7 protein-coding genes are annotated in these 7,639 nt (G+C 58.3%); all 7 read right to left on the bottom strand.

What is annotated here, in order from left to right; genetic code table 11:
- Positions 1 to 122, bottom strand: a 122-nt coding sequence (locus tag ACVW0R_RS13220) for a MerR family DNA-binding transcriptional regulator (protein ID WP_457502184.1), incomplete at its 3' end; no start/stop codon positions are given.
- 108 nt (positions 123 to 230) lie between these two features.
- A complete protein-coding gene (locus ACVW0R_RS13215; protein ID WP_011431474.1) occupies positions 231 to 683 on the bottom strand; it encodes a hypothetical protein in 453 nt (150 codons plus the stop codon).
- 246 nt (positions 684 to 929) lie between these two features.
- A complete protein-coding gene (locus ACVW0R_RS13210; RefSeq protein WP_011431473.1) occupies positions 930 to 2,951 on the bottom strand; it encodes an FHA domain-containing protein in 2,022 nt (673 codons plus the stop codon).
- Between the two features lie 178 nt (positions 2,952 to 3,129).
- A complete protein-coding gene (locus tag ACVW0R_RS13205) occupies positions 3,130 to 3,672 on the bottom strand; it encodes an FHA domain-containing protein (RefSeq protein ID WP_011431471.1) in 543 nt (180 codons plus the stop codon).
- 540 nt (positions 3,673 to 4,212) lie between these two features.
- Positions 4,213 to 4,683, bottom strand: a complete 471-nt coding sequence (locus ACVW0R_RS13200) for a hypothetical protein (RefSeq protein WP_457502183.1) — start codon at positions 4,681 to 4,683, stop codon at positions 4,213 to 4,215.
- A 174-nt stretch (positions 4,684 to 4,857) separates the two neighbouring features.
- Positions 4,858 to 6,069 (bottom strand): acetate kinase, encoded by a 1,212-nt coding sequence (locus tag ACVW0R_RS13195; RefSeq protein ID WP_457502181.1) that lies wholly within the window; start codon positions 6,067 to 6,069, stop codon positions 4,858 to 4,860.
- A gap of 57 nt (positions 6,070 to 6,126) precedes the next feature.
- Positions 6,127 to 7,482, bottom strand: a complete 1,356-nt coding sequence (gene trmFO, locus ACVW0R_RS13190) for an FADH(2)-oxidizing methylenetetrahydrofolate--tRNA-(uracil(54)-C(5))-methyltransferase TrmFO (RefSeq protein ID WP_414347011.1) — start codon at positions 7,480 to 7,482, stop codon at positions 6,127 to 6,129.
- Positions 7,483 to 7,639 lie beyond the last annotated feature (157 nt).

Raw genomic sequence — 7,639 nt, 5'->3', positions numbered from 1 at the left:
CTCGCCCTACCGGATGGTGTACGTACTGCATGGATCCAGCCTTTCTGTTCCCATCGCCTCAAGGTGTGGAGACACACCCCAAAATAATCCGCCGCTTCTCTCGGTTTTACATACCTAGCCATACCAAGCAGCCATACTGAACATACTGTACATTATTTTCAGTATAGTCCAGCGTATCATTGACTAAAGTCATGCTCCCAGCCCGATTCTAACGGCAATGGATCCCCTTTCTAGCTGCCGGAGCGCGGCCATGGCCCCAGCCACTCTCCACCGCGAAAGCGCCAGCGGGGAAACAAAATGCGCATTACCACCCAAGCGCTGAGGTAAAGGCAAACCCAGACCACACTGTAGTGGAGAATAAAATCTCCCAAGTCAAACCGTTGGGTTGGGATATAAGGAAGACCCACCACCTTCAAGACTGTACCCAAAAAAAGCCCTTCCCAAATGCCGGCCAAAAGCTGAAGGATCCCAGGCCAATCGTGATCCCACATCCACCCCATCAGGTAGTTATAAACAACATCCCAAACACAGCCAAACAGACCTACGTAGAACAGCACCCAAAAATAGGTGAGGCTGCCGCCATGTCCAGTGATCCCAAAATAAAAGGGTAAACTTGCCAAAACACCAACGGTGGCCAATAAGAAAATGCGAGTTTGCCAGCGGCCAATCAAGGTCGGAGTCATCTTTTCCTCCAGCAGTTTTGCCTATCGAGATCATCAGGATCTATTTCGCTCCCGGTCTGTTTGAGAGAATCTTCTGGCCCTCACCCCCAACCCTTCCCCCTTTGGTATGGAAGAGTTGGGGATCAACGCAACACCCCTTTCACCAGGTTCAACGGGATGGGGAATAGCCATGATGTGTCGCCAACAATAGCGTTGATAACCATAAACATCCGGCAAAATCCAGGAGCGTTGCCCAATGTCGGCAAGCTAGGGGCTGATGTTTAGGGCCCACTTGCACCATTGCCACAGGGATCGGATCCCTTCTAAGCCTTTGACCCCCGGTGCCCGCAGTCGAGCCAGGTGTTCCACCGAGCGATGGGCACAGTACTGTAAACCTAAAAACGTATCCACCGGCGCATAGGGCCCGCCCAAGGTGATGATCCCGGCAGCGTACATTCGCCCATCCCGGTTGCGCATCTCCACCAGCTCAAAGTCGTTGGAGACATGCAAGCGCCCGTGAGGATTGAGGGGCAGGTTGTAGTGGGTAATTAGATCGTTGAGGAGAGGATTGGTCATGGGATCCGAAACCAAACCCGTACAGTCGATAACGAAATCGGCCTCCACCTTTAATTGCGTGTTGTTGTGGGTACCTCGAATGTAGGTTACCGGCTTACCCTTGTCGCCGGGAACCACCGACTCCACCTTGCCGAACACAATCGAGTACCAGCCCTCTCGCAACCCTTGCCGCACGATCCGCCGCCATTTCCGCCGACTTGCTGTCGTGGTGCCGCCCCAAGCTTCCAGCAGTTCGCGCCGTTCCAGGGGGGTCGCCGCTTCCAATTTGGCACGCAGAACTCCTCCCCAAGTGGCCTTGGGCCAGTTGAAGGGCTGAAACTCCCAATGGTTCTCCACTGCCCGTTTGGCTCGTCCGAAGCGATTACCGCTTTTGGGCGCACGGCTCAGATGCACCACCGAGATGCGGGGGTTGACTTTGCGGGCTTCGTAAAGGCGTTCCATCACCTGAGAGGCGACGATCCCAAATCCCCGAATTAGGACGGTGCCACCTTGTTTCTCCAACTGCTCATAAACGTGATCATGAGGCTCATAGCCGTGTACCACCGATCTCAAATCTCCTGTTTTTTCGCGAAACTCCTGCAGGTCGTTGAGCAACTTGATGGCCGGATATCCAGTTGCCAAATGGAGATACTTGGCCACCATAAAACGGTGATCTGTATGGCCGGGCCGCGTTGCCGAATAGGCCACTACATATCGCCCATCCTCCGTTTTGCGAATGGCGCGAATATGGCCGTAACACAACATTTGCTCCCAACCAATTCGGGCTGCCTCCCGATCCATTGAGGCAAATACATCCCCCGCCCGCGGCGTATAGGTATCTGCCAACAAGGGCTCACTAAATACCTGCCACAAAAAGCCGAATGCTTCCAACAATCGGCCGGAGAAAAAGGAACGCCAAGCATCTCGCAGGGCATAGCCGGGCCAGCCCCAAATGTTGTCTGGACAAGAATCGGAGCCAGAGCGAATTCGCTTCCAGCGGGGGATCTGGCAGTTGGTCAAAAGCCGTTCATACCGTTCGTAGGGTTTGCGGGCAATGCTGATGACGCGGATGTGTTCCGGTCTGACCCCGTAGATGCGCAGGGTATCCACCCAGACAAAGCTGCCGATACCGCCGCCCAAGGCCAAATAGAGGGTCTCTTCCACAGGTAGTCCGGTGGCTTTGAGGGCGCTCAGGGCAATTTGCTCAGCTCGAAACAAATCCGGCGGCGGAAAATCCGAGCCAGCCCGCACTTCAGGAAGCTGCTCTGGGGTAAAAACCACCGTGGAAGCCGGGGGAACCTCAAATGCGGTGTCGGGTTGGGTGGCCGGGCGAATCAGTTCGGTGCGCGGCTCCAGCAAAAGAGTAGGGGTGCCGGTCAAAAGGGTGGCATTGGGATCCCTGGGGGACACCAAACCCACGGTGATGCTGTAGGGGCCAAGCTCCACCACTTCTCCCCCCTGGAGCACCCGGCGTGCCTGACGGATTTTTTCCCCATTGATGCGGCTGCCGTTGGCACTGCGATCTTCATAGATGACCTGGCCATCCTCACCGAGATAGACGAGGGCGTGATAACGGGAGATCTCCTGGCTGGCAAACACAGCCCGCGCCACTTCTCGACCTTGCCATTCCTGTGGCAATTGGGCCAGCTCCCTGCCCAAGGCAAGAGGCAATGGAAAAATCAGCTCCTGCTGTTCTTCGGTGATGGGATCTTCCCAGCTCAGTTGAATTTGCATAGCTTCTGCTCACCTTTACAAAGATCATGTACAAAGATCATGAAGAGGCCATTGAGAAAACACAGAACAGCGCGACCTCACAGGTCACTTTTGGTTTGCCCGGGATCCCTTTTTTCTATCCCCCACGGACTTGGATCAGCCACTGGGATCTGTAAGAAGAATAGAAAGGGTTGGTCCTCTAGAGAGGAGGTTGTGGGGCTTTGCCAGCTTCTGGAGGAGGGATCACCAAGGTAGCGCTCAAGACCAAATGTCCACAGTAGGGACAATTCTGACCCTGATATTCTGGGGGCAGGTAGTGAGGGTTTTCCAGGCGGCTGCACTTAACCTTGAGGGCGTCCAAAGTGCCGCGGCTGAGGGGAACCCCCTGATTCTTCCTGGCCACTTCTATAGACTTCACCCTCAGCACAATGTGCCCCAACTGAATTTGGCTATTGGCCTCAAGCGCAAGCTCTTCCTGAATTATTTTTCGGCCATTCACCCAGACGGGGTTGGGCTGCTTAGGAGGCAAACGATCCCGAGTTAAGTTGCGAATGTGAAAGTTTAAGGTTTTGGGATCAAAATAAAGCCCGGCGTGAACTCCTGAGACCGAGCGAGTTGGGTCATTGAGCACCACATCACAGCTCGGATCCCGTCCAATGGTAACCAGCTTGGAGGGAACAGGCGAAACCGTTTGCGATCGGCGCCGGTCGGCCTCGGTCCATTCTAAAGTGAGTTGACACACGATCCCATTCTCCACAGTTCAGTGCCTCCATTCCCTGTGATCGGCTTCAGCATATCGAAAGGTCAGCTTGGGAAAAGCAGAAGATGTCTTTTTCGTCAAAATTGTTATCTTTTGTTATCTTTTTGGATAACTGTAGCCTATTCCCCCGACCAAAGGCTTGCGCTGATCCGGATCACCTGAGTTGGGATCTCCGAGTTACATTCCTGCTGGAGACCGTGCCCAAACGCTCCGCGCCGCTTCCGCGACCACCCTCAGCTCCTCTTCCAGAGGGAGAGGGGAGCCAGACGGAAAGGTTTCATTCATGATGTTTAGACCATGATGTTTAGAGTGACTACATACTCGACTTTATCCCCACCCGATTTGAAGCAACAAAACTCGATCTCCTCAGGAACGGCGAGGCCGTTCAAGTTTGACCGAGGTGGCCTGATCCCTTGGCCGGAAGCCTCAGAAATCCACCTGAGAGATAGGGCCTAGAGTGAGTTTTGAGTTTCTGGGGATCCTGCAAGACTAGTATCCTCTGTGTCTTTATCCAAACCGTTTTCAAAGCACTCCGGTAAATGGGAAACTGCCGCTGCCCAGCCGCTCCTGCCGATCGAACACACTGATGGTGAGCTGATGGGATCCCGTTTGAGTGAGGGTAAAGCGATTCTGGGTCAGGGTCAGCCCTGTAACGGTGCAGGTGGTCGCCCCAACGAAGCAGCCGGGCAACTGAGCGGCATCAAAAGCTCCCAGGGTTACGAAATTGCCCAGTGGGGTGGTGACGGAAGCCAAAAAGGCGTTGGAACCCCGGATCCCGGCAGGAGCCTCGACGCGGAAGGAGACGACAAAGGTGGGGGTTTGCCCTACGGGGACGGTGCGGGGCGAGAGATCGGTGATGGTGAGAGAAGGAGGAGGGAGGGGCGTCGGCAGGGGCAGGGGGCTGCTGCTGGTCGTCTCCCCGCATCCCGCCAAAACGACGCCCAGGAGCCACAGCAGGGGGATCCGTCTGTTCAGGAGTTGGGCAGGCTGCATAGGTTTCCGTTACCTTCAAATGAGCTGGGTTGCAAGTCTTCTCTTGGCAGAAAGGGAGGGTTCCTCCTATCCTCCCCTGCCCAGGGCTTTGGCTCCATTGTGGCGGGAGGGTCTCGACGGAGCCAGTCCTTGGAAAGGAGAAAACCTGGCTAGAAGCAGCCTGAGCTCCTTCGCCTATTCCTCTTGCAGGAGCTTTTGGCAGGCATTGGCAATGGCCCAGTCTTCCTGGGCTGAGATGACCAACACCCGCACCGGAGCATCAGAGGTGCTGATGTCGCAGTTGCGCGGGGATCCGGCGTTGAAAACTGGGTCGATCTGGATCCCCAAAAAGCCTAGGTTGGCACAGGCTGCGGCCCGTACCGGCGCCGCGTTTTCCCCGATGCCGCCGGAGAAGACCAAAGCATCCAGCCGATCCAGGCTCATGAGCATGGCCCCAATCTGGCTGCGCAGGCGGTGGATGAAGAGGTTAAAGGCCAGCTCGGCGCGGGCATGGCCTGCCTGCATGGCTTCCAGGATCACTCGCATGTCGCTGCTGAGGCCGGACACGCCCTGCAAGCCCGATTCCCGGTTCAAGATCCGATCCAGCTCCTCCACGTCCATGCCCCGGCGCAACTGGTGGATGAGGATCCCCGGATCCACCGAGCCGGAGCGGGATCCCATCATCAGGCCCTCCAGGGGGGTGTAGCCCATGGTGGTGTCGACGCTGTGGCCCCCGCGAATGGCCGCCAGAGAACAGCCATTGCCCAGGTGGCAGGTGATGAGCTGCAGCTCTTCCAGGGGCCGGCCCAGGATCTCAGCGGCGCGGCGGGCGCAGTGCTCGTGGTTGATGCCGTGGAAGCCGTAGCGGCGGATCCCTTGCTCGGCCCAGGCGTAGGGAAGAGGATAGAGGGCGGCTGCCGCAGGCATCTGCTGGTGAAAAGCGGTGTCGAAGACAGCCACCTGCGGGATCCCAGGCAACAGTTGGCGCAGGAGGCGAATGCCCTCAAGAGCAGGGGGATTGTGAGCCGGTGCCAGGGGGCTTAGTTGCTCGATGGCCTGTTCCACCTCGGGCGTAATCAAGGTGGGCTGGCGATAGAGGGATCCCCCATGCACCACCCGGTGGCCAATGGCCTTGATCTCAGCCGCTGTGGCCAACGGGGATCCCTCCCCCTGCCAGAGGCTTTGAAAGAGGGGAGCCAAACCGCTAATGCCGGCTTCTGGGGCAAGGGGGGGAAAAGATTCCCAGGGGCCGCCCCGCCGCCGAGTTTGAATCAAGACTTGGCCGGACTGGTAGGCAAAGTCCACCTGCGCCTGCCAGAGGGGGGTGGCCTCCACCTTGCCCTCAACGGTTGCAAAGAGAGAGGACTTGAGGCTGCTGGAGCCGGCGTTGACGACCAGGATGGGCACGGGATCCCTCCTTTTATTCCAGGCTAGCTGGCCGTTTGCGCCTGCAGGGTTGGGAACTCAGGCAGTTTGCGCCTGGCGCACCAGGCCTGTGGCCGCCAGAGCAGCCAAGGCGCGATCCCGGTAGCGGGCGTAGCGCTCTTGTTTGCTGCGAACTTTTTGCCCCTCCAGCTCCGGCAGGAGGCCAAAATTGGCCGGCATGGGCTGGAAGTGCTTGGGATCGGCGCTGCTGATGAACTGGAATAGGGATCCCATCATCGTCTCCGGCGGCAACGTGATCAAAGGCAGCCCCAGAGCCAGGCGGGCGGCGTTCTGTCCGGCCAGCCACCCTCCTGCCACGGCACAGGCGTAGCCTTCGGTGCCCACCAACTGGCCGGCAGCCAACAGCGTTGGCCGGCGGCGAAATTGCAACGTAGGCAACAGAAGCTGCGGCGAATTCAAAAAGGTGTTGCGGTGCATCACGCCAAAGCGGACAAACTCCGCCGCCTCCAGGCCAGGGATGAGGCGAAAGACCCGCTGCTGTTCTCCCCACTTCAAATTGGTTTGAAAGCCCACCAGGTTCCACAGCTTGCCCGCTTTGTCCTCCTGGCGCAACTGCACCACCGCATAGGGCCGCGATCCCGTGCGCGGATCCACCAGCCCCACCGGCTTCAGGGGCCCAAAGCGGAGAGTATCTTTGCCGCGGCGGGCCATTTCTTCAATGGGCAGGCAGCCCTCGAAAAACTTGCGCTCCTCCTTTTCAAAGTCTTTGAGGGGCACCTGCTCGGCCTCCACCAGCGCCTGCCAGAAGCGCTCGTACTCCGCCTCGGTCATGGGGCAGTTGAGGTAGGCCGCTTCCCCCTTGTCGTAGCGGGAAGCCTGAAACACCACCGCCCGGTTGAGGGAATCCCCGGTAACAATGGGGCTGGAAGCGTCAAAAAAGCTCAGGTATTCCAGGCCCGTAAAAGCTTGCAGCGCCTTAGCTAAGGGCTCGCTGGTCAGCGGGCCCGTGCAGAGGACGGCTATCCCTTCCGGGATCCCGGTCACCTCCTCCCGGCGCAGGGTGATGAGGGGATGGTTGGCGATGGCTTCCGTTAGGGCCTGGCTAAAGCGGGCCCGATCCACGGCCAGGGCTCCCCCTGCCGGCACGGCGTGGCGATCGGCGGTGGCGATGACCAGGGATCCCAGTTGGCGCAGCTCTTCCTTGAGCAGGCCTGCCGCCCGGTCGCTGGCTAGGGCCCCGAAGGAATTGCTGCACACCAGCTCTCCCAGTTGATCCGTGTGGTGGGCCGGGCTCTGCCGCACAGGGCGCATCTCCGACAGGATGACGGGCACCCCCAACTGGGCAATCTGCCAGGCGGCTTCTGTCCCCGCCAGCCCCCCACCCACCACATGGATGGGAGCTAGGGTCTCTGCTCGGCTCATGGAATGGGGCATCATGACCTCCCGCAACAGTCCTCAGGAAGCGAAAAAGGGGCCCTCGCTGGGCCAGAAGAGCAACCTGATACATTTACGCTGAACACTGCTGAGCATTACTGCTCAGCGGTGAAGCGATAGCATTCTGTCCGTTTCCGTTGTCACTACGCGACGCTGA

The organism is Thermostichus sp. MS-CIW-15 (assembly GCF_054060575.1).
Note: the sequence above shows the minus strand (reverse complement) of the source record. Positions and strands in the feature narration are given on the sequence as shown.

Excerpts from the sequence above, each read along its gene's own strand:
- ACVW0R_RS13215 (WP_011431474.1), bottom strand. The coding sequence starts at position 683 with ATGACTCCGACCTTGATTGGCCGCTGGCAAACTCGCATTTTCTTATTG.
- ACVW0R_RS13210 (WP_011431473.1), bottom strand. The coding sequence starts at position 2,951 with ATGCAAATTCAACTGAGCTGGGAAGATCCCATCACCGAAGAACAGCAG.
- ACVW0R_RS13200 (WP_457502183.1), bottom strand. The coding sequence starts at position 4,683 with ATGCAGCCTGCCCAACTCCTGAACAGACGGATCCCCCTGCTGTGGCTC.
- trmFO (WP_414347011.1), bottom strand. The coding sequence starts at position 7,482 with ATGCCCCATTCCATGAGCCGAGCAGAGACCCTAGCTCCCATCCATGTG.